This is a genomic window from Novipirellula herctigrandis, assembly GCA_007859835.1.
Taxonomy (GTDB): domain Bacteria; phylum Planctomycetota; class Planctomycetia; order Pirellulales; family Pirellulaceae; genus Novipirellula_A; species Novipirellula_A herctigrandis.
This window is the reverse complement of sequence record SJPJ01000001.1, coordinates 2,259,771-2,285,868: the sequence shown is the minus strand read 5'-3', so window position 1 is coordinate 2,285,868 and position 26,098 is coordinate 2,259,771. Positions and strand designations below refer to the sequence as shown.

28 protein-coding genes, 2 tRNA genes and 2 pseudogenes are annotated in these 26,098 nt (G+C 53.4%); 17 read left to right on the top strand and 15 right to left on the bottom strand.

The window, feature by feature from the left end:
• Positions 1-610: 610 nt before the first annotated feature.
• The 6 genes and pseudogenes from CA13_RS08220 to CA13_RS08195 form a co-directional block, all read right to left on the bottom strand.
• On the bottom strand, positions 611-1,174 hold the full coding sequence (locus tag CA13_RS08220) for a lactoylglutathione lyase family protein (protein WP_473087449.1): 564 nt from the start codon (positions 1,172-1,174) through the stop codon (positions 611-613).
• 24 nt (positions 1,175-1,198) lie between these two features.
• The gene (locus CA13_RS08215) at positions 1,199-2,557 is read right to left on the bottom strand and encodes an alkyl/aryl-sulfatase (RefSeq protein WP_146395427.1); all 1,359 of its coding nucleotides are present in this window, start codon (positions 2,555-2,557) and stop codon (positions 1,199-1,201) included.
• A gap of 10 nt (positions 2,558-2,567) precedes the next feature.
• The gene (locus CA13_RS08210) at positions 2,568-3,014 is read right to left on the bottom strand and encodes a MarR family winged helix-turn-helix transcriptional regulator (protein ID WP_146395426.1); all 447 of its coding nucleotides are present in this window, start codon (positions 3,012-3,014) and stop codon (positions 2,568-2,570) included.
• Entirely contained in the window at positions 3,004-3,465 is a 462-nt protein-coding gene (locus CA13_RS08205) for a hypothetical protein (protein WP_146395425.1), read from the bottom strand. Before CA13_RS08205 ends, CA13_RS08210 begins: the two co-directional genes overlap by 11 nt.
• Before the next feature lie 81 nt (positions 3,466-3,546).
• A complete protein-coding gene (locus tag CA13_RS34865; RefSeq protein WP_419194085.1) occupies positions 3,547-3,729 on the bottom strand; it encodes a hypothetical protein in 183 nt (60 codons plus the stop codon).
• Positions 3,730-3,744: 15 nt separating this feature from the next.
• Positions 3,745-4,921, bottom strand: a pseudogene (locus tag CA13_RS08195) (sigma-54 interaction domain-containing protein); the annotation flags it as partial.
• A gap of 17 nt (positions 4,922-4,938) precedes the next feature.
• On the opposite strand from CA13_RS08195, the gene CA13_RS08190 reads away from it, so the two are divergent.
• The 4 genes and pseudogenes from CA13_RS08190 to CA13_RS08175 all read left to right on the top strand — a co-directional run bounded on the left by CA13_RS08190 (position 4,939) and on the right by CA13_RS08175 (position 7,185).
• Positions 4,939-5,373, top strand: a complete 435-nt coding sequence (locus CA13_RS08190) for a carboxymuconolactone decarboxylase family protein (protein ID WP_419194084.1) — start codon at positions 4,939-4,941, stop codon at positions 5,371-5,373.
• A 1-nt stretch (position 5,374) separates the two neighbouring features.
• Positions 5,375-5,563 (top strand): annotated as a pseudogene (locus CA13_RS08185) (alpha/beta fold hydrolase); the annotation flags it as partial.
• A 43-nt stretch (positions 5,564-5,606) separates the two neighbouring features.
• The gene (locus CA13_RS08180) at positions 5,607-6,143 is read left to right on the top strand and encodes an anthrone oxygenase family protein (RefSeq protein WP_419194083.1); all 537 of its coding nucleotides are present in this window, start codon (positions 5,607-5,609) and stop codon (positions 6,141-6,143) included.
• A 28-nt stretch (positions 6,144-6,171) separates the two neighbouring features.
• Positions 6,172-7,185: an NAD(P)-dependent alcohol dehydrogenase gene (locus CA13_RS08175; protein WP_473087448.1), complete on the top strand. Its 1,014-nt coding sequence runs from the start codon at positions 6,172-6,174 to the stop codon at positions 7,183-7,185.
• Positions 7,186-7,259: 74 nt separating this feature from the next.
• Here CA13_RS08175 and CA13_RS08170 read toward each other — a convergent pair whose 3' ends face one another.
• From CA13_RS08170 to CA13_RS08160, 3 genes are all read right to left on the bottom strand, one after another.
• The gene (locus CA13_RS08170) at positions 7,260-7,715 is read right to left on the bottom strand and encodes a protease complex subunit PrcB family protein (RefSeq protein WP_146395423.1); all 456 of its coding nucleotides are present in this window, start codon (positions 7,713-7,715) and stop codon (positions 7,260-7,262) included.
• A 30-nt stretch (positions 7,716-7,745) separates the two neighbouring features.
• A complete protein-coding gene (locus CA13_RS08165; protein ID WP_146395422.1) occupies positions 7,746-8,813 on the bottom strand; it encodes a CCDC34 family protein in 1,068 nt (355 codons plus the stop codon).
• Positions 8,814-9,227: 414 nt separating this feature from the next.
• Complete coding sequence (locus tag CA13_RS08160) at positions 9,228-10,337, bottom strand: alpha/beta hydrolase (RefSeq protein WP_146395421.1); 1,110 nt, start codon at positions 10,335-10,337, stop codon at positions 9,228-9,230.
• 400 nt (positions 10,338-10,737) lie between these two features.
• Here CA13_RS08160 and CA13_RS08155 point away from each other — a divergent pair, with 400 nt between their 5' ends.
• Positions 10,738-10,905, top strand: coding sequence for an SEC-C metal-binding domain-containing protein (locus CA13_RS08155; RefSeq protein WP_146395420.1), 168 nt, complete (start codon positions 10,738-10,740; stop codon positions 10,903-10,905).
• A gap of 78 nt (positions 10,906-10,983) precedes the next feature.
• On the opposite strand, the gene CA13_RS08150 is transcribed toward CA13_RS08155, so the two are convergent.
• Positions 10,984-11,274 carry a four helix bundle protein gene (locus CA13_RS08150; RefSeq protein ID WP_146395419.1) on the bottom strand — a complete coding sequence of 97 codons (291 nt, stop codon included), beginning with the start codon at positions 11,272-11,274 and terminating at the stop codon, positions 10,984-10,986.
• Between the two features lie 23 nt (positions 11,275-11,297).
• On the opposite strand from CA13_RS08150, the gene CA13_RS08145 reads away from it, so the two are divergent.
• The 3 genes from CA13_RS08145 to CA13_RS08135 all read left to right on the top strand — a co-directional run bounded on the left by CA13_RS08145 (position 11,298) and on the right by CA13_RS08135 (position 13,807).
• Positions 11,298-11,368: transfer RNA gene (locus CA13_RS08145), tRNA-Cys, on the top strand.
• Positions 11,369-11,947: 579 nt separating this feature from the next.
• Positions 11,948-12,967, top strand: a complete 1,020-nt coding sequence (locus CA13_RS08140; protein WP_419194082.1) for a Tat pathway signal protein — start codon at positions 11,948-11,950, stop codon at positions 12,965-12,967.
• A gap of 333 nt (positions 12,968-13,300) precedes the next feature.
• Positions 13,301-13,807 (top strand): nitroreductase family protein, encoded by a 507-nt coding sequence (locus CA13_RS08135; RefSeq protein WP_146395418.1) that lies wholly within the window; start codon positions 13,301-13,303, stop codon positions 13,805-13,807.
• A gap of 3 nt (positions 13,808-13,810) precedes the next feature.
• On the opposite strand, the gene CA13_RS08130 is transcribed toward CA13_RS08135, so the two are convergent.
• Complete coding sequence (locus CA13_RS08130) at positions 13,811-14,395, bottom strand: CvfB family protein (RefSeq protein WP_146395417.1); 585 nt, start codon at positions 14,393-14,395, stop codon at positions 13,811-13,813.
• A 236-nt stretch (positions 14,396-14,631) separates the two neighbouring features.
• Here CA13_RS08130 and CA13_RS34860 point away from each other — a divergent pair, with 236 nt between their 5' ends.
• The 4 genes from CA13_RS34860 (at position 14,632) to CA13_RS08115 (ending at position 16,934) form a co-directional block, all read left to right on the top strand.
• Positions 14,632-14,778: a hypothetical protein gene (locus CA13_RS34860; protein WP_419194081.1), complete on the top strand. Its 147-nt coding sequence runs from the start codon at positions 14,632-14,634 to the stop codon at positions 14,776-14,778.
• A gap of 540 nt (positions 14,779-15,318) precedes the next feature.
• A tRNA-Pro gene (locus tag CA13_RS08125) sits at positions 15,319-15,376 on the top strand.
• Between the two features lie 14 nt (positions 15,377-15,390).
• Complete coding sequence (locus CA13_RS08120; RefSeq protein WP_146395416.1) at positions 15,391-15,600, top strand: hypothetical protein; 210 nt, start codon at positions 15,391-15,393, stop codon at positions 15,598-15,600.
• Positions 15,601-15,818: 218 nt separating this feature from the next.
• Positions 15,819-16,934 (top strand): slipin family protein, encoded by a 1,116-nt coding sequence (locus tag CA13_RS08115; RefSeq protein WP_146395415.1) that lies wholly within the window; start codon positions 15,819-15,821, stop codon positions 16,932-16,934.
• An 868-nt stretch (positions 16,935-17,802) separates the two neighbouring features.
• On the opposite strand, the gene CA13_RS08110 is transcribed toward CA13_RS08115, so the two are convergent.
• A complete protein-coding gene (locus tag CA13_RS08110; protein ID WP_419195096.1) occupies positions 17,803-18,420 on the bottom strand; it encodes an SOUL family heme-binding protein in 618 nt (205 codons plus the stop codon).
• Positions 18,421-19,226: 806 nt separating this feature from the next.
• Between CA13_RS08110 and CA13_RS08105 the strand changes: the two genes are divergently transcribed.
• Positions 19,227-19,526, top strand: a complete 300-nt coding sequence (locus tag CA13_RS08105; RefSeq protein ID WP_146395413.1) for an MTH1187 family thiamine-binding protein — start codon at positions 19,227-19,229, stop codon at positions 19,524-19,526.
• A 393-nt stretch (positions 19,527-19,919) separates the two neighbouring features.
• Here CA13_RS08105 and CA13_RS08100 read toward each other — a convergent pair whose 3' ends face one another.
• Positions 19,920-21,266, bottom strand: coding sequence for a malectin domain-containing carbohydrate-binding protein (locus CA13_RS08100; protein WP_146403519.1), 1,347 nt, complete (start codon positions 21,264-21,266; stop codon positions 19,920-19,922).
• A gap of 562 nt (positions 21,267-21,828) precedes the next feature.
• Here CA13_RS08100 and ltrA point away from each other — a divergent pair.
• Positions 21,829-23,085, top strand: a complete 1,257-nt coding sequence (gene ltrA / locus CA13_RS08095) for a group II intron reverse transcriptase/maturase (RefSeq protein WP_146395412.1) — start codon at positions 21,829-21,831, stop codon at positions 23,083-23,085.
• A 79-nt stretch (positions 23,086-23,164) separates the two neighbouring features.
• Positions 23,165-23,785, top strand: coding sequence for a group II intron maturase-specific domain-containing protein (locus CA13_RS08090; RefSeq protein WP_419194080.1), 621 nt, complete (start codon positions 23,165-23,167; stop codon positions 23,783-23,785).
• A 39-nt stretch (positions 23,786-23,824) separates the two neighbouring features.
• On the opposite strand, the gene CA13_RS08085 is transcribed toward CA13_RS08090, so the two are convergent.
• Complete coding sequence (locus tag CA13_RS08085) at positions 23,825-24,277, bottom strand: DUF3592 domain-containing protein (protein ID WP_146395410.1); 453 nt, start codon at positions 24,275-24,277, stop codon at positions 23,825-23,827.
• A gap of 208 nt (positions 24,278-24,485) precedes the next feature.
• Here CA13_RS08085 and CA13_RS08080 point away from each other — a divergent pair, with 208 nt between their 5' ends.
• Positions 24,486-24,728, top strand: coding sequence for a ribbon-helix-helix domain-containing protein (locus tag CA13_RS08080; RefSeq protein ID WP_146395409.1), 243 nt, complete (start codon positions 24,486-24,488; stop codon positions 24,726-24,728).
• Complete coding sequence (locus tag CA13_RS08075; protein WP_146395408.1) at positions 24,729-25,055, top strand: type II toxin-antitoxin system RelE/ParE family toxin; 327 nt, start codon at positions 24,729-24,731, stop codon at positions 25,053-25,055.
• 129 nt (positions 25,056-25,184) lie between these two features.
• On the opposite strand, the gene CA13_RS08070 is transcribed toward CA13_RS08075, so the two are convergent.
• The gene (locus CA13_RS08070) at positions 25,185-25,973 is read right to left on the bottom strand and encodes a DUF1559 family PulG-like putative transporter (protein WP_419194079.1); all 789 of its coding nucleotides are present in this window, start codon (positions 25,971-25,973) and stop codon (positions 25,185-25,187) included.
• Positions 25,974-26,098 lie beyond the last annotated feature (125 nt).

Sequence of the window (26,098 nt, the reverse complement as noted above, 5' to 3'; positions counted from 1 at the left end):
CCGAGGAGCATGCCATTGATGGGCGAGCGACGACCGGGCAAGCGACGATCGGGCAAGCGACGACGCTGCTCATCCGTTAGCAAGATTCGCTTCTTGCCGCACTTCTCTTTTTGAACGGCATTCTCGGTGCAAAGCTACTTAATGATTTCTTGTTGCTGTCGATTGACCCCACTGGCACGAATGATCCGCATCAACTGCCTCGGTTGCAGAATGGATTTCATTGCCGTCTCGGAATGGCCAAATCGGAGACTATCATGGCTGGTGACTGGAGTCGAAAGCGGCGCCGGTGAGCTTGTGTGGGTTCGGAGTTGCATTCGCGTCGGTGAGAAGGGTTGCGGAACCATTGCCGATGTCGACATGCATTTCAGTGAGGCGGAGATGCATGAGCGACAAAAGTCTGAAACCCTACCTTTTGTTGAGTCGGATGCTCGGCTGAGTTATTTGAGTGCACGGGCAAATCGATCATTTGCCCCGGCGTAACGACCGGCGGTCGCAGCGTGGTGACCGTAGCGTGGTGACCGTAGCGTGGTGACCGTAGCGTGGTGACCAAGGAAGTGCCAGCCGAAGTCGTCCTCGCGGGGAATCCGGCGAAAGTCATTCGCAAGTTCACCTAACCGCATCCCCCACAATCGGAATCGGATTGGTAGGCACCGGCTGAATACGTCAGTTCATAGCTGTGTGAATAGATCTCGATAAGATTTCCAAAAGGGTCCTCACAGTAAACCATTCGGTAAGGTTTTTCGCCGGGATAGTACTCACGAACTGGCATCCGTTGCTTGCCCCCGTTCGCGACGATTCTTTTTGCGAGGCCCTCTACGTCTGGATCCTGTACGCAGAAGTGAAATACGCCAGTCTTCCAGTATTCAAAGTTGTTTTCTGGCTTTTCGGCATTTTTAAACTCGAACAACTCGACGCCGACTCGGTCGCCGGTTGCTAGGTGAGCAATACGGAATCGCTCCCAACCTTGTCCGAAGACATCATCGCACATTACTCCAATCGCCGAGTCATCCGATACGATTTCGGTGGGCGGCATGATGACGTACCATCCCAACGTTTTCGTATAGAAGTCGACGGCCTGATCCAGGTCAGTGACGGAAATGCCGATGTGGGAAAAGGTTCGTGGATACGTCATATGAGGCTCTTCCGTCGAGTGTTGCGTTTGTGAATGCGACATGTTTATTCTCGGTTGAGGTAATTGTCATTCCGGTATCGTCGTTTCACGAAGTTCGCGAGCCACAGTCAGGTAATAGTTGCGAGCGGTTGCATTGACCATTTCGTTAGCGAGATTGGTTAATGCGTCGGCTTTGATGTGCTTTGCGTCTGTGTCTTCGGCGTTGATTGCAAGCAGGTGATCGGCGAGTTGTGCGGCCCATTGGCTGTCGTCCGCGGCCAGCGCTTCGCGGGCGGATTTCAATAGCTTGTCCATTCCGCCGGCCAGTTTTGCGACCCGCTCGGCTTCTGCCTTGGGCGGCAGCGGAAACAGGTTCGTTGGATTGCCGTCGAACCAGCCGAGGTAGAAGTTGAAGGTCGTGCGGACGCCCCAGTCCGGATGTCCGTAGAACGGTTGCAAGTATTCTTTGCCCGCGAGCGGTTCAGGAAGCTGCACGTACTCAACCAATTCGTCCGGCGTCATTCCTTTGTTGATTCCTTCAACCGTTTTGTCGTGGATGAACCGCACCGCGGTGTGGTAATCGGTCAGAACTTGCTTGACCTCACCAGCGCCCACAATTGGATTCGTATGACCGCCTACGAGTGCCTCAGCATCGTAGTCAGCAAGCTTTCCGAGACTCTCGGCCCACAAGCGAACGTTGCGATTGGGAGTGCCGCGAATCGCGTACAGGTTAGGAAATGATCGGTAGAAATTGTCACCGGCAAAGAGAACCTTGCCGGATGGGTACCAAGCAAAGAGTTGATCGTTGGTTTCGCCAGGCGATGCGACAAGTTCCAACTCGATGCCAGCGACCTTGATCGTTTGACGTTCGCCTTTGAGGAAGTGTGTTGGATTGGTGTCGTGTGCTGCTGCGAAAACTGCTCCACCGCGTTTGGGGTATCGAACCGGCGCGATACCGTTATTGATCCGTTGCTCGGGGGGCAATTTGAATCCGGCCTGCCTTGCGCCACGCAAGTTCTGAGCGGTCAGGTTGCCAGACGTCCATGAGCGAGCTTCGCTACCAAAATTCTCGTGTCCCCAAATCTGCGGTCGTTCGTCACCGAAAAATGCCGCCGCACCGCCCGTGTGATCGCCATGCGCGTGCGTGAAGATGATCGCCTTGACTGGCTTGACCGTGACTTTACGAAACTCGGTTGCAATTCGCTCGGCGTCATTGAGCATCATCCCGGTGTCGATAATCACGACGCCGTCCTCGCCAACGATCATCGAGACGTTCGACACGCTGAACCCAATAGCGACGTAAACATTGTCGGCGACCTTGATGATCTGCTCGGCAAATTGAGCGCTCTGGTTTCTCAGCCGCTGAGCAGCGCTCGTCGCGTCCTGAGCAAAGTTTGAACCTGCACCGATTAGCAAAAGAGCGAGTGAAAAGGCGATTGTTCGCATGAGTTTATTCCTATGAAAGGTGTTTGGTTAAGTTCTTCTGTATCTGCCGCAGAACGTTTTGCGTCGCGCTGAGCTCCGACTTTGAGATGCCCTTCAACGCGGTTTTTCGTAAGTCGTCCAATAACGGGAGAACTGTCGCGAGTTTTTGTTCGCCACGACGAGTCAGTCCGACCATCACGATGCGAGCGTCTTCACTCGATACAGTCCGCTCGACATGCTTTTGCTGGACGAGTCGATCTAATTGGCGCTTCACCGTTGTCGGATCACGGATCATCCGCGATGCCAAGTCGTTCATGCTTAGCGGTTCATCGGCGTCTGCCAGAGTTATCAGCGTTTGGGTTTCTTCCGGCGAAAACGGCCAACCGGCGCTCTTTAGCTCAGCGACCATTCCAGAACGGATCAAATAAGCAACACGCCCGATCGCGAATCCAGGCGAGGACTCAGAGTCAAATTGCATTTTCGTCTCCGTGCGAATCCTGGATCGAAACGGTCGTAGGTCCAGCAAAAATCGGACGGTACCAATCAAAGTGGCAGTAAATGAGCAAAGCACACGCCCCAAAATCGAATATGCCGATGACGAGGTATTGATGAGCAAAGAAGATCACGTACAGCAAGATGTTGAACGCATAGGGCAGCGATATCAGGATCGCGAGTGGCGATGTCCGCGGGAAGAACATCAAGCCGCCAGCGATTGTCTTGAGAAATCCAACCCAAAAAATAAGATAGCCTGTTTTCTCTAACGCGAGCATGAATTGATCGAGTTCACCAGGCGGATCGCCAACCGGATACCCATTTACGCCAAAACCCATCGTCATGATCCCGGTGCCGACAAGGAACAACGTGAAGAGTATCCGCACGATGAGCGCGAGACGTGGAAGTCGAACGCTGCGTTTTTCCAATGAAGACATATCACTTGGTTCATGCGAGTTGAGGTTGCACGTTTGTTTATCGGGCTCACGAGACGAAAGCCCGGCGATTCAGTATCACGCTCAATGCCTGTATAGTACAGCTAATGGTCGGCTAGTCAATGCTTTGCGGAGAAAAAAATCGGACGCCGCCGCTTCAGCGGAGGAAAGGACACCATCGCCGTTGGTATCCGCTTTGTGTTGGCGATTCGATGCACCAGCGACGGCGTAGGTTTGGGCGGCGAGAAATCGTTCGATGTTCATCATTGTTCTTGAGTGGAATTACGTTGTGATGCCGAGACTTTTGATGCGTGAAGATAGCGTGGTGGGTTTCATTCCTAGTAACGCTGCGGCTCCTGAATTGCCGTAGACTTTGCCACCGGTTGCCTCCAAGGCTCGGCGGATGTTCTCGGCTTCGAGCGTTCTCAGTTGGGCTGTTGTCATGATCTCATCTTCGGACTCGCGCAACGCCGTGACTGCTTTGGGAGATGCCGAGATTGTTCCGCTGGGTTCGATCCGCAATCGGCCCTTGGGGGATGTGATCAATGCACGTTCCAGCACGTGCTGTAACTCGCGGATGTTGCCCGGCTAATCGTACTGTTCTAGCTGAGCAACGTTTGCCTGGCTAAGTCTTGGCACCTTTTTGCCAAAACGGCGTCCGAGGTTGGACAACACGTGCTCGGCGAGTAAGCCGATGTCTTCTTTGCGTTTACGAAGCGGCGGTAACTCGATCGGAAACACGCTGAGCCGATAGTAAAGGTCGAGCCGAAATGCACCTGATTCGGCTTCCGCTTTCAAGTTGCGATTAGTCGCGGCGATGATGCGGACATCAACCTTGCGAGTGCGTTCCTCTCCGACACGTTCCAGTTCACCTTCTTGCAACACTCGTAGCAACTTGCTTTGCAGGTCGAGTGGGGTCTCGCCGATCTCGTCCAGGAATAGCGTTCCACCGTCGGCCAACTCAAAGCGACCGATGCGATCCCGCACCGCGCCGGTGAAGCTGCCTTTGGTGTGGCCAAAAAACTCACTCTCATAGAGCTCGCGAGGAATCGCCGCACAATTGACTTTGATCAATGGACGCTGGCCTCGTGCAGAACGTTCATGGATCTCACGTGCCACCAATTCTTTTCCGGTCCCAGTCTCGCCAGTAACCAACACGTTTGAATCGGTTGGAGCGACCAGTGAGATCTGTTGAGCGACTGTCTGTAACGCCGCACTCTGCCCGATCATCTCACCGAACGATTCGCCACGTAGTTGTTCTTGCAAGTAGTCGTTCTCAAGTGCAAGGCGATCGCGGAGTGACTCAATTTCATCCCAAGCCTCGGCGCCGGCAATCGCGGACGCGACAAGATTCGGCAATCATGCGAAGCCAATCGAGGCACGAGTCACCAATCGTGGTACGACTAAAAGCAGCAAGCACTCCGAGCACGTTTCCGTGATGGATCAAGGGTTGCCTACCTGAAGTTCAGCGGTGCGTTGGGCGAAGGCGAGTTGCCTGCCCAGGCTCGCGAGCAAATTGCACTCACCGTCGGCCAAGCCAACTCGTGCGAATACTGCCTCCGTGCTCACTCGGCGATCGGAAAGATGGTGGGCTTGACCGCGGATCAAGTTCGCCGCGCTCGCCTCGGCGGCGCTGAGGACACCAAGGTCAATGCGATCTTGGAGTTCACATCGCATTTGATTGAAAAACGCGGCCACGTTTCCGACGACGACTTGGCCGCACTTCGCAGTGTTGGCGTCAGCGATGGTGAGATCGCGGAGATCGTCGCCAACGCGTCTCTGAACTTGTTCACTAACTACGTCAACCACGTCGCGCAAACAGAGATCGACTTTCCGTTGGCCGAGCAATTATCGGCTGGCGAAAAGAGCGATTCCTGCGGATGTCACGACGACAAATGCAGCGTTGCCTAGCAAGAACGACAAGATCTTTCCTGCTGCCGGAGCCTATCCCTACCAACGTGACTTGAAAAACGCTGAGCTTCATTTGCTCAACACTGGCCACTTTGCTCTTGAAGAAGACGGTGAAGTGATCGCGGGTCACCTTCGCCGATTTCTGGCTGAACATGTTGGCCCCATCCACCACACGGTCACGATGAAGTAGACTTTACGACGTTAGGCTGCAGCGTACTTTGTGCGCTGCGGTCATGCTACTTTTCGTAAAGAACATGATGATTGCCAGTGCCATCCTACCGATCGCGTTATTAGCGGCAGCGTTTCTTTGCACACTCGTCGCAGGCTTTGTTTTACTGTTTGCCGTCGTCGTGATGCCGGGAATCGGAACTTTGCCCGATCGCGATTTTCTGCGATCATTCCAGGCCATCGACAAAGTGATCCAAGGCAATCAGCCGCTGTTCCTGCTTACCTGGGCCGGTTCGATCGTCTCGTTGGTTATCGCAACAGCACTGAGTGTTTGGCAACTTGACGGAGCGATCCGAGTCATTGTCGTCGTCGCTTTCGGCACCTACTTGATCGGAGTTCAGTTGCCAACATTTACCATCAATATTCCCTTGAACAACCGAGTTCAAACGCTCGAGCTCGATAGACTCGATGAAGCAACTCTGGCTGACGAACGATACCACTTCGAGGCTCGTTGGAATCGCTGGAACGTGACTCGAACCGTGTTTGCCTGTATCGTGTCGGTGTTGTTGCTGATTGTATTAGTGGTCTTCCACGCACAATAGGTCGCACCCGTTTCTCGAATGAACCCGGATGATTATGCAGGCAATCTATCGGCGGAACTACGGTTCTCCGGACACACTGGCATTAGTGGACGTGGAGAAACCGAGTCCAAAGGTTAACGAAGTTGTGATTCGTGTTCACGCGGCAGGCCTTCACGTTGGCGATGCGTTTGCGGTCAGAGGCAGTCCGTTCTTGATGCGAATGGAGACCGGCTGGACCCGCCCGAAGCGTGGCATTCCGGGTTTCGATGTAGCGGGGACAGTGGAGACCGTCGGCAAGGAAGTGACGCAGTGGAAACCAGGGGATGCGGTGCTTGGTGAATGCAGAGGCTCATGCGCCCAGTACGTGACTGCCAGCGAGGATAGGCTGGCTCGCAAACCAAGCTGCCTGACGTTTGCCCAAGCGGCGGTCGTCCCAACGTCGGGATTGGCGGCACTTCATGCACTTCGAGACGTCGCGAGGGTCGCGTCTGGGCAACGAGTGTTGATCAACGGTGCATCCGGTGGTGTCGGCACCTTCGCCATTCAGATCGCCAAGGCATGGGGCGCTGAAGTGACGGGCGTTTGCAGCGACCGCAACGTAGACATGGTCCGCTCGATCGGTGCCGACCACGTGATCGCGTACGACCGCGAGGATTTTACAACGGGCGACGGGCGCTACGATGTTATCTTTGACAATGTCGAGAATCGGTCACTGCAAGAGTGCCGGCGGGTGCTAGGTCCATCTGGCACGTTGATCCTCAACAGCGGTACCGGCGCGAGCGGCATCGCGTTGCTTTGGCGACTCATCAAGCCGCTGCTGATTTCACCTTTCACGCGGCAGAACCTTCGCCGCTACCTATCGGTTCCCAACCGAAAAGACCTCGAACTGCTGGCGACGCTCATCAAAGACGGTTGCCTCACCCCCGTCGTCGACCGATCGTTTTCGCTTGCTGAAACGCCCGACGCCATCCGATACTTGGAAACCGGCCGCGTGAAGGGGAAGGTGGTCGTTCTGGTCGAAGAATTCATGCCGCCCGTATCGACGGACGAAACTACCCACTGACAAAATGCGTTGACCACAAAACCTGAATCTCGACGCTTCACTTGGTCTGACGATGAACCAAATTTTGGATGACGTTAGTCGTTCAACCAAACAGCTTCTACGTTGACGCTCTTGGCAAGTTTTTGAATGACGACCGCATGAGTGGGAAACGTGATAGCCATACCGACAGGACGATCTCCCTTAGGCCAGCTTAAGGATGGAAAGACCTGCAACGCATCGCCTTGTAACGCCATGCCTTGAATTTCAACAGAATGCCCCGTCGTGTTGCATTCTCCACAAGCGACGATGACGACCAACTCGGTCGAAAAATCGACATCTTCCGGTACGGTATCGCCTGTGAGCTGCTGCAAGTCCTCGTCGGAACGAACAAGGTAGACGCCTTTTGTCTCGACACGGCTTACGTTGATCGTCCGTAGGACTTCGAGCCTCTCTGCTTTGGCGTTAGGTAAATCGACCGACTTCCGTTGAGAACATCCATTGGTGAAGCTGGCACAAACCGCGACCAAAAGGCATAAGGCATACTGCTTCATCTGTGCATTCCTGTGTAACTGTCATCGATCCTAGGAGGTGTGTTTCGACTGTTTTTCGTTCGACGCCTCTTCGAATTCGACCGTAAACTCCACCGGCAGCGATTCAATGACCATTGCGTCTTCCTCGAGTTCAGGGACATGGAACACGGAAAATTGGCTGCTCGTGATGCCTGTTGTATAGGTGACCGCGAATCGATGTGTGCCGGGCTTTACAAAGTAGAGTGGGAACTTCGATGCTGGTCGGTTCAAGGGAATGCGATACGTTTCCCCTGGAGCAAGATCAACAGAAAATTCGCTGTCGTGGAATATGCCGCTCGTCCCGCTGTGGATACCGTGTGTTCCGTCAGCTGAGTACTTCCATTTTGTGGAGTGGTGTGGTCGTCCGTTTGAGGTCGACGGATAAAGACGTCGCATTTGATCCGAGGTGTTTTCGAATAGGAGTGTCATGCGGGGCTGGGTTGGTCGTTGAGGGGCGGAAGGAACGATAGGGCGAGGTCCAATTTCTTTGATCGCTTTTTGCTCAGAGATAATGTGTCCTGGGAGAAGTCCGTTCACCGAATGGAGGGCAGACCCCCATCCGCCTCGCGTCACCGTGTTTTCGACTTTCCCCTCCGCTTCTTCCCTTTCTTCCAGTGCCTTTTTTCTGGCCTCTCGTTCTCGCCGTTCGAGTTGACTCCATTGCCGTTTCCAGCCGTCGAGCTCTCGCTGGCCAGCCTCAAAGGCTTCGATTTGTTTGCTAATGTCTGCAGGCACACGCACCGATGCGGAATCCATCAGGATCGTGAGCTTGATGTCCTTTCCCAGTAGCTCCGCTTGTTGCAACTGCTCCTGGTATTTGGCTTCAGCGAGTTTTCGCTGTTCCTCGTGGCGTTTCTGTTGCGCTTGGATTTGTTCCCGCGTGTATCTGGGGCCCGGAAATGGGACCTGGGCCGAGACTCGCGTTGCCGGAAGTGAAACCACAGACGTCAGGATCAGGGCGAATAGCATCGTTGGCTTCATGGTTTTGGTTTCGCGGCTATTTGGTTTCGCGGGTGTTTGGTTTCGCGGGTGTTTGGTTTGTTTCTCGTCCTCGCGAGACTGCTCGCTGTCAGGGGACAAGAATTCCCGAAATTTAGAAACCGAAGCGAAACGGTTTGGGAACCTTCCGTTTTCAGGTGATGAGTCGCGGTCGAGATGAATCGCATAGCTAAGAACGGGAGACCGCCGGTATTGGTGGCTCCATTTCCAGCTCGATTCGGAGGACTTGGTGATTCCTGATTATGATTCTACGGCGGCAAGACCGAACGATCAGTCGACGGTTCGGCTTCGTTCGATCGTCGTCAGTATCGCAATGAGTTCGTTCGGCACGATTTCAAAGGTTCGAGACGTGCTGCTGGAAGCAATGCGGTTGCCGCGAGCAATCAGACCCAGTAACCCGTTTCTCGAGCTTCCGTCTATTCCTTCAAACTTGACAATTCAAAGTACCCCATGATTGTCTGACGCGGTGTCCTAAACGGTCACACGGAAGTTGATCTAGTGGGAGCTACTCTGGATACCAGTGCCATCTGAGGGTTTCATCTCCAGCGTGCGTGTCAAGAAGGCGTGAACCTTATCGATGATCGGTGTGCCTTCGTGCTTCGCGCCCCAAGCAGAGTGCCCCCAGCCATCCAGAGTACAAACTTCGAGCTCGGCTCTGTATTTTTGTTGAAGTTCGATCGCTTCGCTGAAGGGCACCCTCTCGTCATCTGTTCCATGGATTATCATTAGCGGTGCATCGTTGGCGTCGAATCGGTTACGACCATCAAACCGTCTGAGTAGGTCGAGCAGCAATCCTGAGCCCCAATGGCTGACGACAGCCTGAACGCTGGAGGAGTGGTCTCGATGGGTGTTTTCGAGGAGCTTTTTTTCATTCGGATTGTCCAGTAGTTCGTCTCGGAAGTCTTCCTCGTCCGATGCCCCAAGTGCAACAGAAATGTACGCGCCCGCAGACCCGCCATACGCGACGATATAATCAGGATCGATTCGGTACTTTTGGGCGTTCGCTCGAATCCAACGGATCGCAGCCTTCGCATCGCGTGTTGCGGAGTAAGTTGGTCTGTTGTCGGGCCAGCCTTTGGGTGCAATCCCACGATCTCCATGCAAGCGATAGTTGATCGAGTAGCACACCCAGCCTCGTTGGGCAAAGTACTGTGCACCATTGACCATGGAATGCATGAGCGAATCGCCCGTCCAACAACCGCCTCCGTGAATCAGCACAACCACGGGGCGATTCTGTTGATGGTTGTCGTCAGGTTGGTAGACATCAAGGGTCAGATTGCGTGGAAAGCATCGCGTATTATCGGACGGATGGTATGTCATCCCTTGCCCATAGGGCACGCCAAGTGTTACGGTTACCTTGTAAGTTGCATCGTTGTAAACGGGGGCGAGACCGACGTTCGCTCGATCCCAATTCAAAGTGGTCTGCTTTGGCTTGGGCGTGTCTTCCGCAGCGTGTTCTTCCGCAGCGTGTTCTTCCGCGATGGGAGTTCTCAAAGCTCGATCCGGCTCATCCGCCCGCGACAGATCGCAAAGCAGCAGGCTAATCAGCAGAATGACGCTCATGATGGGACACTGAGTCGCCCAACGGGAAATCCTTAATGACATCGAATTGCTCGTGGTAGATAGAGAATGGGTGGGTCACTGACGAATCGGAATGTAAGAGTCGACGTTTTCCAGTCGACCTGCGCGCGGCATCCTTTCGAGCGTCTGAATGGCGATTCTACTCGCTTGACCTGATTCGCCCAAGGGTTTGTTCCTTACGTTTCTAATCATGGATGGCTTCACGCCGAGGAAGCTTTTTGAACCATTGATTTCGTTATTCGATCAAGTCCGTGAGCCCGTGAATTGAAGAGTCACGACGGATTGGCGGATTTCATCGCGAACCTGTCTCGTTTGTCAGAGTCCTACTTAGACAAAATCGATGGGATGTCCGAATCGGTAACAAGATCAAGGAGATCAATCATGAATACGCACGACTTAAACAGCGAATCGTTTTTTCGAGCCGATGAGTAAACGACGACGTGGCTTTCCATCCGAAACGCAAGTCAAACGAGGAGTGCGAATCGTCCACGGCGACAAGCAACTCGAGGAGAAACTCGGACGCAATGATCCCTGCCCCTGCGGCAGTCGATTGCGATTCAAAAAGTGCTGTATGCGTTCGGGCCGCTTTTGATGGCTCCAATCGCGACGACTACTTTTAGGGACGACGACTGAAGGATTCCTGAGGGATGAGTCTTGAGTTGCGAGGAAATCAGTCCGATGAGCGGAGTGATCGGATGAGGCCGTTGAGAATACGAGCGGTTTCATCGGCCTGACTGGATAGCTGTTCGCTGACCGGTTCATCGGTGTATCCGAGCCTTCGAGCGATCGTCAATGGATATTCAGCTTTTCGGATTGAGCCGAACACCCTATCGAGAAATCGAACGAAGTCCGCCTGCGAATTTCGGGCACAACCTTCGACGATCTTCGACGCAACTGAGACGGAAGCACGACGAGTTTGGGGTGATCTCGAATGTTTCTCCCTTTCCGTCTCAGGATTCACAACTCAAGACTTACCTCTCTCTAAACGCTGGAGCCAGACGGCAAGGCATCCGACTGCAACTCGGACGAAGTGGGTTCGACTCCCACCGGCGTTTCTCAATGGATCGACTGCAGACTCGGGTTACATCTTTGTAAAAGAACCGTCTGATTCAAAACCTTCGTTGGCCGATCGCGTTTTTGCATCATTACCCGTGGGATAGGCATCCTGTCTGTCATTTAGCATTCGACAAGCTGGAAGCTTATCCCACCACTAAAACACACTTGGCGAAGTGTTGACCAGAGACCCGTGTGAACAACACAGTGGCGAGCAAAATCGAGACGCCTGCGCGCGAGAGGATGTCTTTGCGGGCGTTTGTTTTTCCGGCCCGGATCGGCGTCAGATATCGCCTCTCTCGATCAATTGAGATGAAGATCGCCTGTGGCATGAGCCACCTGCGGCGAACGCATAAGGACATTGCCGATGTCGATTGCTTCAAAAACCGGTTTTTGCAATGTCGGATACTCGGCTGAGTTTTGTGACCGGACGCACATCGCACGATCTCGCGTAGAATGAGGATTCACTCATTGTTTTACGCAAAACAGATCTAGTATATTTACTAACGCAGTTGTCAATAATGGTATTCTTAGCATGTTAACTACATGGTAATTCATGTATCCAAAAATGAGGAATAGCGATGATGAAGCGACGTGAATTTATAACCGCCACGGCAGTCGCCTCAATCGGCGCGACACTGCCATCTCATGCAGCGGACAAAAAACCAGAGCAACTGATGTGGGGCAACCTCCTTCATCTGAGCTATAACATGTGGGAGGACTGGTCGGCACCGGGACACGAAACTCGCTACTTCCATCCGGAGCTTCAGTTTGATGAGAAGCTATGGGACGACATGCTTGCTAAGTGCGCATCGTCCGGAGTCAACATGATTGTCCTGGATGTCGGCGATGGCGTACTTTATGAGAGTCATCCAGAGATTGCTGTGGAAAACGCATGGAGTACGCAACGCTTGGGCAATGAAATCAAGCGAATGAAACAACTTGGGATTGAGTGTATTCCTAAACTTAATTTTTCCACCGGACACGATGCCTGGATGGGGAAGTATTCACGCATGGTCTCCACCGAGATCTATTACGGCGTCTGTAAAGATCTGATTGCCGAGGTCTGCCAAATATTCGACAAGCCGCGGTTCTTTCATCTGGGCATGGATGAAGAGACCAATCTGCACCAGCGAGATTATTTAGTGTCAACCGTCCGCCAATTCGACCTTTGGTGGCATGACATTTACATGCTGTTTGATGCCGTTAGAAAAGGGGGCTCACGCCCGTGGGTATGGTCGGATTACTACTGGCATCATCCGGAGTTGTTTCTGGAAAAAATGCCGAAAGATGTCCTCCAGAGTAACTGGTACTACGGGACCAAGTTTGATCAGGAATCAGAGAAAACCAGGATCCGGGTGGATGCCTACAATGTCTTTGAAAAGCGGGGATACGATCAGATTCCAACCGGCAGCAATCATTCAAACCCGGTTAACTTTGGACTCACAACCGAATACGCCCTGAAAAACATTGCTCCCGAACGGCTGCTGGGTTTTTTGCAGACACCCTGGCGAAAAACCAAAGAACAGTTCCGCGATCATCACATGGCGGCGATTGAACAGATCGGAGCCGCTCGTAAGGCTTTTGAAAAAAACGGATAAGCTGTCCCCCGACTGATAGCGATTTGAATATCTGGTAGCGAGCTCAGCAACTCCGCCGTTTCTGTACGCTCGCGGTCGCCGCTATTTTAAGGCGAAAAGCACTCTTCCAGTGAGCGGAGAGTTTGGTTCACGCGTTGCTTGAAGTTAAAGTCACGAAATCGAAAGCATGGTCCGTCGGATGCCGTCGACTGACCGTCAATCGAACTGGAAAACCCACCCCATGTTGCCAGCCAACTGGAAGCGATAGATAGTTTTCGGTATCGTTAGCTCACTACCGGGTATTCAAATTACTGATCAGTTATCAGTCAGTTTACGAAAGCAAAGGAATTTGACATGGAAGCGATCAAAGCCCTCATGACACGACGCAGTATTCGCAGCTGGACCACCGAGCCAATCACGGAGCAGGAACGCAAGACCATCATGGAGGCGGCCATGAACGCCCCGTCAGCGGCTGATGCCCGTCCATGGCATTTTGTCACCATCGATAACCCCGAGGTGATTAAGCAGTTCACCCAAATGGGCGGAACCGAAATGCTGAAGGAATCCACCTTCATGGTGTTGGTCTGCGGCGACGAGTCGAAAGAAATCTATCCCGGTTTCTGGCCGCAGGATTGTTCCTGCGCCGCGCAGAACATGCAGCTGGCTGCCCACGATATTGGGATTGGCTGCGTCTGGATTGCGATCTATCCGTTGCAGGATCGAGTTGAAACTGGCCGCAAGATTCTCGGCATTCCCCAATCGATCACTCCGTTCGCCCTGCTGGCCATGGGCGTGCCGAACGAAGTGCTGGCGCCGGAGTACCGCTACGACGAAGAACGGCTGCACCAAAACAAATGGTAGTGATCAAACCAATCGTATCCCATCCTTTTCAATCGTAATGACTCTCTGTTTATACAGGCCACCGATCGCTTTTTTGAACTGTCCTTTGCTCATCCCAAGCAGGTCAAAAATCGGAGCCGGAGGAGACTTGTCATGAACGGGCGCAAACCCGTCATGATCGCGTAAGTAGTCTTGAATCATTTGACTGTAATGGTCGCGGATTTGCCAACCACTTTTTAGACTCAAATCAATTTTGCCGTCTTCGCGAATATGCTTGATGTAGCCTTGGATGCTCTGCCCAAAACTGAGCCGTTGATCCACTTCGTCTTTGTCCAATCCCCAATCTAAGAACGCGCCGATCGGAGTCATGTCTTTTACTTCCAAATACGCGAATTCGCCGACCTCCGCTTCGGGAGTTTGAGTGGTCGCGATAGGGCGATCTTCTGAGTCCAGGTAAAGAAAGACTTCAACCGTATCATCGATACTCAAGTTGTCCGGAGCATGCTTTGAAGGAAGCAAAATCTCGCCGAGATTTCCGGCATCCAAATACAACCCGAAATCAGTGTGTTTGACCACTTCTAAATTATAGGTCCTGCCGATTTGAATCATGGCTTCAATGCTTTTTGTGTATGTTTGATCGAACGGGTTGGTTGAGTTTTTGAATCGGGGACAACTCACCGCAGTGTCCGCGGTGGGAGCATGACGACAGTATGATCTTCACCAGCAAGCGATTCGTCAATGATTGCAGCGACCGCTCTCCCAGTCGGACTGCGACGCAAGTGTTCCCCACGCGTCGATTGTTGGCGAAGGAGAACGTCGGGCGACTTCTGGGGCGAGTCAGAACTATGCCAAGGCAATACAGCGAAGGCCAGACCACACTGCCTGAAATCCCAGCGTTTGATGAGTTGGTTGCGACACGACCGGCAAGCCGAGACGCATCGCCTGCGGACTTATATGATTGCTACAATCAGCTTCCAGAGGGCGACGACTGAGTAGCCGTTTGTTATTCAATTGCTTCTGCTGCTGGCAAAGAGAAGCAAACTCATTCTTTACATCGATTGACTGTTGCTCAGTCTAAAAGCTTGCCGTGCTTGTCAACGTTCGCCGCTGCATGCGGCCAACGGGAGTGTTTACGGTATGTTGACCGTGCCCTGAAACCTGGACTACCTCAGACTCAGAGGGTGGGTGAAGTGAAGCCAACGACCTGTAAACCGCAGGGCTTGTTTGGAGAGAATGGTGAGCCACGTACGAATAAGGTGCCATTCGTCCCGGACACCTTGTTTCTCAATGACGCTTTGTTTCTCAATGACGCTTTGTCTCTCGAACAAAGCTAATGCGCACGCGTAATGCACGGTGGGTGTTTCGATTTAGCTTCTGAGAATGCCGATGTTGTCGCGAACTACATCGCGTTTTAGGTGTCCTCATCATTGCGATCGGCCGGTGGGGTTCCGGCGGCGCGGTTTTCCTCGTATTTGAACGGTTGGGATTCCGTGTTCCGTGCAAACGGGTTCTAAACGAACACCGGTCGAAGTAGCTCAGTTGGCAGAGCATCAGTTTAGGGAACTGACGGTCACGGGTTCGACTCCCGTCACGCAAACGCTTTGTTGCAAAACAAAGCTCCAGGGCACGAAAGTGTTCACCATGAAGCTGGCGGGCATTCGGTTGCCTTGTCGAATCAGCCGACGGACGCAGGCGACTTCGGTCGCCAAACGTCTGCTCGGCAACACGATGGTTTCGCCCTGCAAGGCATGCAGACGAATCATCCAGCAGCATCGGAAGAAACTGAAAACGATCCTCGACCGTTGGACGGATAGCATTTGGCCCTGGCCAAAACGCGTTGGTCCAACACGACGATCCGATTCAGCGGACACCGGTCACGCTCGATGGTTTCGAGCTACCTTCCGCGAATATTTTGTGTGATTCAGCGAACAATCGTCTGCCCAAAAGCCTCCTTCTCTCAAACCAAACGATAAACCAAGCCGCTGGCAAGGCGGCAATGAAACTTGCCGCAAGTGTTTAGGAGTACGACTTTATGATGTTCAAGAAGATTCACGTCCGCAGCTACGAAGTTGGCATGAAGTTCCGTGATGGCGAATTTGTTTCGCTGCTCGGTGCCGGCAAGCACTTCGTATTCACGCGGTTCGGCCAGACCAAGGTTCAAGTGGTCAGCAAGCGAGATCCGTGGATTGCTCGTGGCGATGCGAGCGATCAACTCGACGTGATCGTGAAGTCGGGTGCACTCAGCGGCAAGGCTGAAGTGGTTGACTTGAAGGATCACGAGCGAGCTTTGGTTTGGATTGACGGTCGCTTCAGCCGCGTGCTTGGCCCTGGCTTGTATGCTTACTGGATTGGCGTTCGGGAAGTTCGCATCGAAACGGTCACGATCGAAAACGCTCGGCTCGAGCACAAGGAGCTTGCGTCGATCGTGCGCGGTGTTGACGCTACTCGATTCCTTGACGTGTGTAAGGTTGAGCGAGATCACGTCGGCGTTCTGTTCTTGGACGGGCGTTACGTTGATCAAATCGGCCCAGGTTTGTACGCGTTCTGGGAGGATGCCGGCGACGCTCGCGTTGTTGAGATTGACATGCGTGAATCGCAAGTCGACGTGTCAGGTCAAGAAATGTTGACCGCCGACAAGGTAACGCTGCGTATCAACGCGATGGTGACTTACGTTGTGAAGGACGCTCGTCGAGCGGTGAGTGCATCGGATGATGTGCGTCAATCGATCTATCGTGAAACGCAGCTCGCGTTGCGTTCGTCGGTGGGTGCTCGTGAACTTGATACGTTCCTTGGTGGCAAAGACGATCTGGTTGAAGAACTCGAACAGAACGTCCGCGACCGCGCAGGGACGCTCGGCTTGGAAGTCGTCTCGGTTGGAATTCGAGACGTGATCCTACCAGGCGACATGAAGGACTTGATGAACAAGGTGACGGAGGCCAAGAAGGCGGCCGAAGCCAACTTGATCGCACGTCGTGAAGAAACGGCGGCGATGCGCAGCCAAGCCAACACGGCAAAGCTACTGGCCGACAATCCAACGCTAATGCGACTACGAGAACTAGAAGTTCTCGAAAAGATCGCCTCAGCGGGCAACATGAGCATCGTGCTCGGCGAAAAGGGATTGGCCGACCGAGTCGTCAACTTGCTGTAACTCGAAACGCCCGCGGAGGAGCCATTCCCCGCGGGCGTTTTGTTTTTTTCTTTCCGTCCCAAGCCACATTCGCGCGGACCTTTGGCATTTCAAAGCCGAAGATCCTTCAACCAGGTGGTAAATCGGGAGATGCGCAACGCTTGTTCTTTTTTGTCGCTGGGTAACACCGATGAAGTGCACTGGGCCGTCGCTACCGAGCTCGTTAACCACGAGAACATTTTACGCTTCTCGCTAATCGCCACCATTTTTTTGGATTGCTGACGGCCAACAAAGAACGGTTCGTGCCATGGCGTTGCATCAAGAACGAAGACGATTCTACGCTGCTGGGGTACAAAATGTGATCGGCAAGACGCTAGCCGCCGATTTGGTGATGGTGAGTTGAATCGTTGCGCTACCAACCCGCGTCTAACGCCTATCGGTCTCGATTATGTCGAGTCAGCCAAAGCCTCGTTCCATGGACGCTGAGTCGATCACTTTTATTTAACCGATGCTGGGATGAAGGCGTTAGCCGATGAGACAAACGCCGGACTGCTTAAGTTAAGCTAAGTTAAGGCGACGTGGATGATCCACCCTCATCGGTTTCCGGGGTAGTTCTCGCGGGCGCAATCGGTCCTGGCTTATCTTCCAGATTGGCGCCCCTTAAATTTTGCCAGCGCCACGGAGTAAAATCCTTGTTGCTGGCCGAAGACTCCCCCGCGGGCAATTGCAGCTTTGAACCATATCCAAACTTACTGTCGGAGAGAATGAAGATGAAAAACGGGATTCGGGTAATCGAGGCGATGGTTGCGACTCACACGAACCATTAACCCATGTCGCCATTTCGCTTCGCTGGTTTCTTTTGAGCTGCGACCGGTTCGATGGAAGTGGTTCATGGCGATTGCAACCGAATCAGGATTTCATTGCGGCGTAGTGGGCCGGGGGTGAAGGGGGGATCGTAGGCAGCGGATTCGACGTTGCTGGAATCGGGGGAATCCGTAGCTGCGGAGAGGTCTTTTGTTTTTATCCACTCACGCAACTTAGCCTCGGATTCTTTGGCGAGTTTCTCATTCAGTCGGCCCGAGAAGCGGTAAACGGCGAAGCGTCCGCCGGCTCGCTTGCAAATCGCGACGTCTTCACCGGTGGGTGAAGGGACGCCTTCGACCGCGACTTTTTTAGGCATTACGAACCCCATTTGGACTGCCGAATCCGCTTTGTCATTCTCCATGAACACTGGCGTCGTCATGGAAATCTTTTGCTCGGACTCGTTCGCGCCACTGATATAGCGAAATAGCCTCATGAAACTGCCGTCGCGGCCTTGAGCGTCGACTTTGGTGGTCGTCGCAACCAACATCAGATCGGGGTATTCGCGAACTTCAAACTTGCCGTCCGACTCGACGACCTTGTATTCGGCAGACTCATAGCCCGCTCGCGTCGTTTTGTTGAACATGAACACTCCGATCGCGATCAAGACAGCAACGCTCGCGAAATACACCATTCTTTTACGCATCATCCATTCACCAGTGGGAAAATTGTGGCGACGAATCGGAAGTCGAATCATCGGTTATGGAATGATAGACGCGAGGGAAGTTCAAAGAGTGTGGGGGGGAAGTGTGTGGTTCGCATTGCCACCGAATCTGCAAAACATGCTGCGCCGGCGTCGAGGCTGAGTCATTTTTTGCCTGCACTGAAAAGCTGCACGAATTTATACGTGTCAGTTCTGGGTTATGAATTCGTCGTATTTCGCTGTGTGCACGAATTCATCCGCATGGATCCGAAGTGCGTTTTTCGTGGGTGTTTACCACTTTTTTGTGCGAGGGTGGCTAGAGTTCGCTGTGGATAACTTTGTGTGGAGAGAGTTTTGAACGAACTTCGGTTCGCACAACTTCGGTTTGCATTCGGCTGGCTTAAAAAACGCGATACCAGCACACCGGTTCTTGTTGCCGGCACCCACAGCATCTACAAGCGAGCGTCTGGCCTCGATCCCTTTGACTTGGTTTGACTTAATCCTGGTCGATGAAACCTATCTCGTTTTAAAAGCGTGGCGGTATTTATCGGCAGTTCCTGGCCAACTGCACCGCGTCCGTTTCAAACAGCGTTAGTGGCGAAAGAAGGGAATAGGCAGGAGTTTGCCGGTCGTTTTCGTACAGAACCGAAGGAACGAAAAAATGGGTGCCGCACCGACAGCGAACGGTGTTGGGGATTGATGGACCTTCGTTGATTTCTCAGAACAAATGCGATGCCTTGCACTGCCTGAAAGTCTATACTTGATCCTAAAAATGTATTCCTGGTCGGCAGATGAGAGGCTTCGCTAAGATGAAAGTGATTGTAGATTTGTGTGTCGTCCCGTTGGGGGTTGGTGTATCGGTAAGTCAGTACGTGGTTGAGTGCCAGAAGGTATTGCAGGAAGCTGGATTGGAGCATCAGCTCCACGCTTACGGTACCAACATCGAGGGTGAGTGGGACGATGTGTTTGCCGCAATAAAACGGTGCCATGAACGCGTTCACGCTATTGGGGCACCGCGAATTTCCACCACTATCAAAGTTGGAACGCGGACAGACCGAGAGCAGTCAATGCAAGACAAAATCGACAGCGTGACGGAGCGCAGAACCTAGAAGCCCCCCTAACCTACAAGCCCCTGTCTACTCGATTTGGTTCATTGACCGGAGCGTTGCACGGCCCCATGATCGCCGTCCGTGTTCGCCGTCCGTGTTCGCCAGCCCAACATGCCATGCGTTGATAGCGTATCCGTCTTCGAATAGAAGGGAAGGAACGGGCAATGTGTGCCGCACGGAAAGCAATCGGTTCAGACTGCTCCCCGATTGTTGATCCGAGCTTTGGTTAGCAAGTGCTTCCGTTAGCAAGAGCTTCGGTATCGGTCACCGATGCATGCAATTGAAATTGCCGAGACTTGCATCGGTGTTGACCAAACTTGACCTACTATCCGAACCAAGCTCAGCAGGCAGTCTTGCCGAGTTAAGTTCGTTGCTAGCCACGAAAGTTGGGGATTATTTGGAACTCACGTCGTAACAGAGCAGTAATCCTTGATCGCGAATGTAGAGTTTTCCGTTGGCAATGATCGGATGTGCCCATGCAGGGGCACTGCTACGGTCGGGTTGCTCGAAACGGCCACGCTGAACAAACTCATCTTGTGATGGTTCAATGAGAAGAATTTCTCCCTCTTCGCCACGCAGATAGAGTCGACCGTCTGCCAACAGCAGCGACCCCTTGGGACCTTCACGATCACGCCAAAGCAAGTCGCCGGTTTGAAAGTCCAGGCAGGTCAACATTCCGCCACCGTTTCCTCCGTTGGCTCCGTACAGACAGCCATCAACCACGATCATTCCGCCGTGATGGTTTTGCATTCGGGGTGTGAAATAGGCTTCTTCAGCCGTGCTCTTTCCATCTTCGCCTTTCACCAATTTGACGGCGCCGCCACCGGCACCGTAGGCCGAAGCAGCGAACAACAAACCGTCTTGAAAAATGGGTGTAGAACAGTTGATCCCCATCGCGTTTGCTGGTGCGTTGTATTGCCAAAGCACTTTGCCATCGCTAGCCGAAACACCGACAAGCGAATTCGCTGTGAGTTGAACGTATTGTCGGTGCCCCACAAAATCGATAGCAATCACCGAAGCGTATGCCGCTCCTGATTGAGCACCACGACGTCCGCCGAAACGGCCCCCTCCGCCGAAATCACGGCGGCCACTTGAACCAGCGGTACGTCCGCCACCGAAATTAAAGAATCCCGGGCTTGTCGAACCGCCAGTGAAACCTTGATCTTCCAGCCAAACGTTCCCCAAGGAATCTTTCAACGAGTTTGATTCGCCAGCCTTGACTCGGATCGTGTCGGCCTCATTCGCGTCATCGCCCTGGGGAATGATCTCAATCGCCTTGATGGCTGGACTTTGTAACTGTTGAGCAAATGCAATACTCAACTCCCCATCGGTTATCTCCACCGGGACGGATTCAACGTATGCCTTTCGTGGACCACCTGCCTTTTTCCAGATGTCAAAGTCCTTGAACTCTTTACCTTCAACGTTGATGGTGAAGACTCGCTGCCCTTCATCGGTGATTCCGTTGTACGTTTCAGCGAAGTAGAGGTTGACGAGATACTTTCCGCGTGGAACCTTGTGAGTAAATCCGGTCATCCCCCAGTGTTCGCTTACAAACACCTCGGGATTTTTCGTGCCGGTTATTGATGGGGCGGAATTATCGTTTGCTTCGCGTCTCGGTGGTTCGCTGCGAGGCGTGTTTTCCTGACGACTCGCAGCACCACTCTCAGCCTCGGTGGACTCGCCGGGCATTATGGTTTTCCAAATCGTCTCGCCCGTCAGCTTGTCCAGTGCCACGATCATCGCGTCAGCAGCTCCCGGCGTGCAGATGACTGTGCGCCAGGCAATGTGCACTTGAGATGAGGGTTTGTTGGTCCCTCGCAGCCAGCTTGCGGAAGCCGGTTGCAAACCACCGTAAGCGGCTGTGGTCAAAAGCCATGGTCGTGAGCGTTACGGAAAAGGCGAGACTTGATCTTGTCAGGTACGAAACGGAAAGACGAATGCAAATGAACCACTGATGACCCGTCGAAAGCGTAGGAATGACGTCAAAACCGGGAGGTAGTCGTTAACCCGGGATGAGTGCTGAAGGTGATCCGCTTACTGTCAGCATGGCGTCCGGCGTAAAGGTGGCGTGAGTTCGTTTCAGGCTCAAGTGTGGAACCTGGGAACCTGTCGCCTCGATGATTGTGGCTCGTCGCCACAGCAAGGGAGCCGTCCAAGTGGCAGACCCACAAGGACCTGAGTACCGATGCGAGGCACAGGGGCGGACTGGTCTGTAGTAGCGACGAAGCGTCGGTAATCGACGTGGAGCGAAGGGACCAGATTGTTCAGCAGATGAAGTGAACCAACTGCAAAGGAGGAGTTCATGACAGAAGCAAAGCCGTATGTGATTCCGAAGCAAATCGTTTGGGACGCGTACAAGAAAGTGAAAGCGAATCGCGGCGCGGCCGGAGTGGATGGTCAATCGCTGGCGGATTTCGAGAAAGACTTGAAGAATAATCTCTACAAGCTCTGGAATCGAATGTCGTCCGGCAGTTACTTCCCACCCCCGGTTCGTCTCGTTGAGATTCCAAAAGGTACCTCGGGTCAGACTCGACCACTAGGCATTCCGACCGTTTCGGACCGGATAGCGCAGATGGTCGTGAAGCTGATGCTTGAGCCGCAAGTCGAACCACACTTCCATGAAGACTCGTATGGCTATCGGCCAGGCAAGTCGGCATTGGATGCGGTGGGGGTGACTCGCCAACGTTGTTGGCGTCGCAACTGGGTGATCGACTTGGATATCAAAGGCTTCTTTGATAATCTGCGTTGGGACTTGGTCATGCGAGCACTCGAGCATCACACCGATGTCCCGTGGATTCTACTCTACGTAGAACGCTGGTTGAAAGCTCCGGTTCAACACGAAGACGGACACTTCGAAGAACGAACGAAAGGCTCGCCGCAGGGTTCTGTGATCAGTCCCTTGCTGTCGAATCTGTTCATGCACTATGCGTTTGACGAATGGCTTCGTCGGAATTATCCGTCGATCCAATTCGCCAGGTACGCCGACGATGCGGTCGTGCATGCTCGCAGTCAGCAAGAAGCGGAAACGCTTCTTGCTGGACTACGCGGGCGGCTTGCAGAATGCGGCTTGGAACTTCATCCTGAGAAGACCAAGATCGTTTACTGCAAAGACGACGATCGTCGTGACACGCATGAACATACATCGTTCGATTTTCTGGGCTACACGTTCCGTCCTCGTCGAGCCAAGAACCGGCATGGCAAGCTGTTCATCAGCTTTCTTCCCGGTGTGAGCCAAAAGGCGGCGAAGTCCATCCGTGCGACGATTCGTTCGTGGCGGCTGGGCTCGACGCGTAGCAATCAGCGTCTGGAGGAGATCGCAAAGTTCGTCAATCCTTTCGTACGTGGTTGGGTGAATTACTATGGTCGATTTTACAAATCGGCCCTCACACCCGTGTTGCGAGAACTCGAACGCAGTCTTGTGTATTGGGTTCGTCGCAAGTTCAAACGGTTCGCTCGCCATGGTCGACGGGCGGTTCATTGGCTGGGCGTCGTCGCCCGCCGCGAACCGAACCTGTTCGTGCTGTGGCAAATCGGCATCCGACCCGCGGCTGGACAATAAGAGCCGGATGAGCCGAGAGGTTCACGTCCGGTTCCGTGAGGGCCTGGGGGTGCGATTCCCCCAGGCTACTCGACTCTTGGTGTTCTCCAAGACTGAGCAGTCGGCCACTCGCGTCTTTCGGTCAGTCGAGCGTTACCTGACATCAAAGCTGAAACTCGTGGTCAATCACGACAAAAGCAGCGTCTGCTCGGCGGAGGCGGTCGAGTTTCTCGGCTATACCTTTCGCGGTTTCGGCGGACGATTCGGTGTCAGCCGGAAGAACCTGAAGCGGTTCAAAGAGCGTGTGAAGCAGATCACTCGTCGCAACGGCGGGCGTTCGATTCAATCACGTCTAAGCGCACTTCGCCGGTACTTCCAAGGTTGGGTGGGCTACTTTCACTACGGCCTGGGCAAGAAGCAACTGCAGAGTTTGGACAAGTGGATCCGTCGGCGCATCCGCGCCTGCTATTGGAAACAGTGGTATCGAGTCCGCACCCGAATTCGGATGTTGTTGAAGCTCGGCGTTCGTCGTGACGAAGCCTTTTCTCACGGTAGCAGTGGCCGCGGAGTCTGGGTGATGTCCTCGAGTGCCGCGATGCATGTGGCGATCTCGAAGGACTATCTCAGGCAACAAGGACTAGCGAGTCTCGAGGAGATTTGGAGCAAGTTTGCTTCCAAGAAACGAACCGCCGGATGCGGACCCGCATGTCCGGTGGTGTGAGAGGGGTCCCGGGCAACCGGGCCCCTATCTCGATCATGGTTATCCGCCGTCTGGAGTCACCCACCGTATTCGTCGATGAATCCAATAGACGCCAAAGTACAGTAGACCAAAGACGATCGACATCGCCAGCAGTACCACCGGTATCGCCCAAGTGTAAGCAAAAGCGTCAATGCGTGCACGGTTTGGGTTTCGAGCATCGTAGAGAATCGCAATACGGTCGCCAGTGTCCCCAGGCGAAGGCGAAACAAACGAACGTGGCGTAACCGTGTATTGCTGTCCTGCAGCAATGAACGTGAAGGTAGGTTGGTATAGCGTGTCACCTTCATCCGAAGTCATTTCGGCCGATGCCGTTATGGTGCCTGTCGTACACGTTGCGCTACGAACAAACGAACCAGTCTCGATCGCAAAAATCGCAGATGCGAGCAACATGCACCCTACGAGTATTGGCATCATTACACGTGCCATTCGGAACGATGTCGCAAGGTCAAGCATCGTGAATTTCAGTCGGATAACGGTACGGTTCAGCGGGCGGCGGCGAACAACTTGCAAGCAGACGAAAAAGCTGACCACCGCCGCTCCGTTGCAACCGATGGTTTTCCGAACGCATTGGAGCAGCGTTGAAACCCGCTCCAGGGTGCCATTAGACTTCGTAGCACAGCACGGTACAATAGAAGAATCCAACAACAAGCAGGATCGAAAAATGTCAACAATTTCCGTGAATTTGCCAGACGCCGTGATGTCTGAGATCGCCGAGCGAGCCCAGAAAAATGGGTTTTCCGATGTCAGCGAGTTCGTATCGCAAATGATCGCCAAGATTAGCGATAGGCAGAAGCAAGTAGAGGCTTTGGCAATCGAGGGGATCAACAGTGGTCCGAGTGAGCCATGGAATGGTGCAGAAATCGAAGCAATTAGAGAAAGCCTTCGATCGAAGCACGGAAGCTAAATGTCAAATCGAAGGGTTCCGCATCGTAGACAGCTAGCGATCGACGACATCGCCGGGCATTCGCATCACATCGCGGAAAACAATCTTGACGCTGCATTGCGTTTCCTTGACGCAGTTGAGGCAACTGTAGAACTGCTCTCGCAATTCCCGGAGGCGGGCGGTGCAGTGCCGACAAGTCGTCTTGATGCTGACGGGCTTCGCGCGAAACTTGTAAACGGATTCGGAAACTATGTCGTCCTGTATTTCGTCACGAATGAAACGGTGGACATCGCACGGGTCATTAGGGGTGGACAGGAACTCGACCAGATCGCGCTCAACGCGAGCTAGACGGGCACCCAGTCGGATAACGGGCGGGTTGACCGGGGACGAGCGGAAAGGCAACCATTGCCAAAACGCGTTTTCGAGTCCTCCGCGTCCAACCCATGGTTCATCGGGTTCTCGGAGCGGCGAACGACTTTAACGGAGCCATCCATCTCGCACCAGTTGTGAACGCTCTATTGTTTCACCGCCGTTTGCGGTCAGCAAGGCGCGAACCAAGTCTTGAGGTGCCTCAGGGTTCAGGTGTAACACGGTCCCATCAGCGAAGGCAACCAGCGGACCAAGCTTGCGCGGACTGGAGATTCCGCGGCCCTTTGGATCGTTGATCGTAAACGTCATCTGATCGAATCGCAGGTCGATCGGTTGTGACCAGAAAGCATCAAGTAAGTGAGACTCGGCGAGCATGATGGTGTTCGTGACACCGTCACCGATGTCATCGTAAGTAATATTGTGGTCGTCTGGCCATGCAGTCTCGTTTCCAACAATAGCGAAATAGCGGACGTGGAAATCAGACTTGCCATCCGATTCCGCAGTACGAAATGGCCAAGCATAGTCAATCGGTCCGTCGTACGGTCCCATTGTCTTGATTAGTGGCTCTCCGAATTCGTTGAGCGGAGGAGCATCGATGTGTACGTCAAGCCCGCGAGCAAGCCGCATATTGTAAGGGCCGTCCCACGATTCGTCCCAGCGATAGAGTTGATCGACGGCAGCAAGGTATGGCGTAACAAGTGTCCGCCAACTGTGTGCTGGCTTGCCGTTTAAGTCAAAGAGAGTGTGTGGCGGCAACTGATTGTATTGAGCAGCGTAGTTGTCGATGCCGAGCATCACTTGCCGAAGGTTATTGCGGCTGGACATGACGCGTGCAGCACGTGCAGAGCGACCGACGAGCGATGCGAAACCGATCGCAAGTCCGCAAACGGCGAGCACTGTTATGAATAGTAGATAGTGTCGAGAGTTCAAACGTTTGATGAAACTATCCTCGACGAACGACCCGCGTCACCGGGGCCCGTGAGTTGACATTCCATTTGTGAAACAACACCAACGGGCCTCCG

What these genes read in the sequence shown, in the direction of transcription:
- CA13_RS08220 (WP_473087449.1), bottom strand. Translation starts at nt 1,174, where the DNA reads ATGTCGCATTCACAAACGCAACACTCGACGGAAGAGCCTCATATGACG.
- CA13_RS08215 (WP_146395427.1), bottom strand. Translation starts at nt 2,557, where the DNA reads ATGCGAACAATCGCCTTTTCACTCGCTCTTTTGCTAATCGGTGCAGGT.
- CA13_RS08210 (WP_146395426.1), bottom strand. Translation starts at nt 3,014, where the DNA reads ATGCAATTTGACTCTGAGTCCTCGCCTGGATTCGCGATCGGGCGTGTT.
- CA13_RS08205 (WP_146395425.1), bottom strand. Translation starts at nt 3,465, where the DNA reads ATGTCTTCATTGGAAAAACGCAGCGTTCGACTTCCACGTCTCGCGCTC.
- CA13_RS34865 (WP_419194085.1), bottom strand. Translation starts at nt 3,729, where the DNA reads ATGATGAACATCGAACGATTTCTCGCCGCCCAAACCTACGCCGTCGCT.
- CA13_RS08180 (WP_419194083.1), top strand. Translation starts at nt 5,607, where the DNA reads ATGCTACTTTTCGTAAAGAACATGATGATTGCCAGTGCCATCCTACCG.
- CA13_RS08175 (WP_473087448.1), top strand. Translation starts at nt 6,172, where the DNA reads ATGATTATGCAGGCAATCTATCGGCGGAACTACGGTTCTCCGGACACA.
- CA13_RS08170 (WP_146395423.1), bottom strand. Translation starts at nt 7,715, where the DNA reads ATGAAGCAGTATGCCTTATGCCTTTTGGTCGCGGTTTGTGCCAGCTTC.
- CA13_RS08160 (WP_146395421.1), bottom strand. Translation starts at nt 10,337, where the DNA reads ATGTCATTAAGGATTTCCCGTTGGGCGACTCAGTGTCCCATCATGAGC.
- CA13_RS08155 (WP_146395420.1), top strand. Translation starts at nt 10,738, where the DNA reads ATGAGTAAACGACGACGTGGCTTTCCATCCGAAACGCAAGTCAAACGA.
- CA13_RS08140 (WP_419194082.1), top strand. Translation starts at nt 11,948, where the DNA reads ATGATGAAGCGACGTGAATTTATAACCGCCACGGCAGTCGCCTCAATC.
- CA13_RS08135 (WP_146395418.1), top strand. Translation starts at nt 13,301, where the DNA reads ATGGAAGCGATCAAAGCCCTCATGACACGACGCAGTATTCGCAGCTGG.
- CA13_RS08130 (WP_146395417.1), bottom strand. Translation starts at nt 14,395, where the DNA reads ATGATTCAAATCGGCAGGACCTATAATTTAGAAGTGGTCAAACACACT.
- CA13_RS34860 (WP_419194081.1), top strand. Translation starts at nt 14,632, where the DNA reads ATGCCAAGGCAATACAGCGAAGGCCAGACCACACTGCCTGAAATCCCA.
- CA13_RS08115 (WP_146395415.1), top strand. Translation starts at nt 15,819, where the DNA reads ATGATGTTCAAGAAGATTCACGTCCGCAGCTACGAAGTTGGCATGAAG.
- CA13_RS08110 (WP_419195096.1), bottom strand. Translation starts at nt 18,420, where the DNA reads ATGCGTAAAAGAATGGTGTATTTCGCGAGCGTTGCTGTCTTGATCGCG.
- CA13_RS08105 (WP_146395413.1), top strand. Translation starts at nt 19,227, where the DNA reads ATGAAAGTGATTGTAGATTTGTGTGTCGTCCCGTTGGGGGTTGGTGTA.
- CA13_RS08100 (WP_146403519.1), bottom strand. Translation starts at nt 21,266, where the DNA reads ATGATCGTGGCACTGGACAAGCTGACGGGCGAGACGATTTGGAAAACC.
- ltrA (WP_146395412.1), top strand. Translation starts at nt 21,829, where the DNA reads ATGACAGAAGCAAAGCCGTATGTGATTCCGAAGCAAATCGTTTGGGAC.
- CA13_RS08085 (WP_146395410.1), bottom strand. Translation starts at nt 24,277, where the DNA reads ATGCTTGACCTTGCGACATCGTTCCGAATGGCACGTGTAATGATGCCA.
- CA13_RS08080 (WP_146395409.1), top strand. Translation starts at nt 24,486, where the DNA reads ATGTCAACAATTTCCGTGAATTTGCCAGACGCCGTGATGTCTGAGATC.
- CA13_RS08075 (WP_146395408.1), top strand. Translation starts at nt 24,729, where the DNA reads ATGTCAAATCGAAGGGTTCCGCATCGTAGACAGCTAGCGATCGACGAC.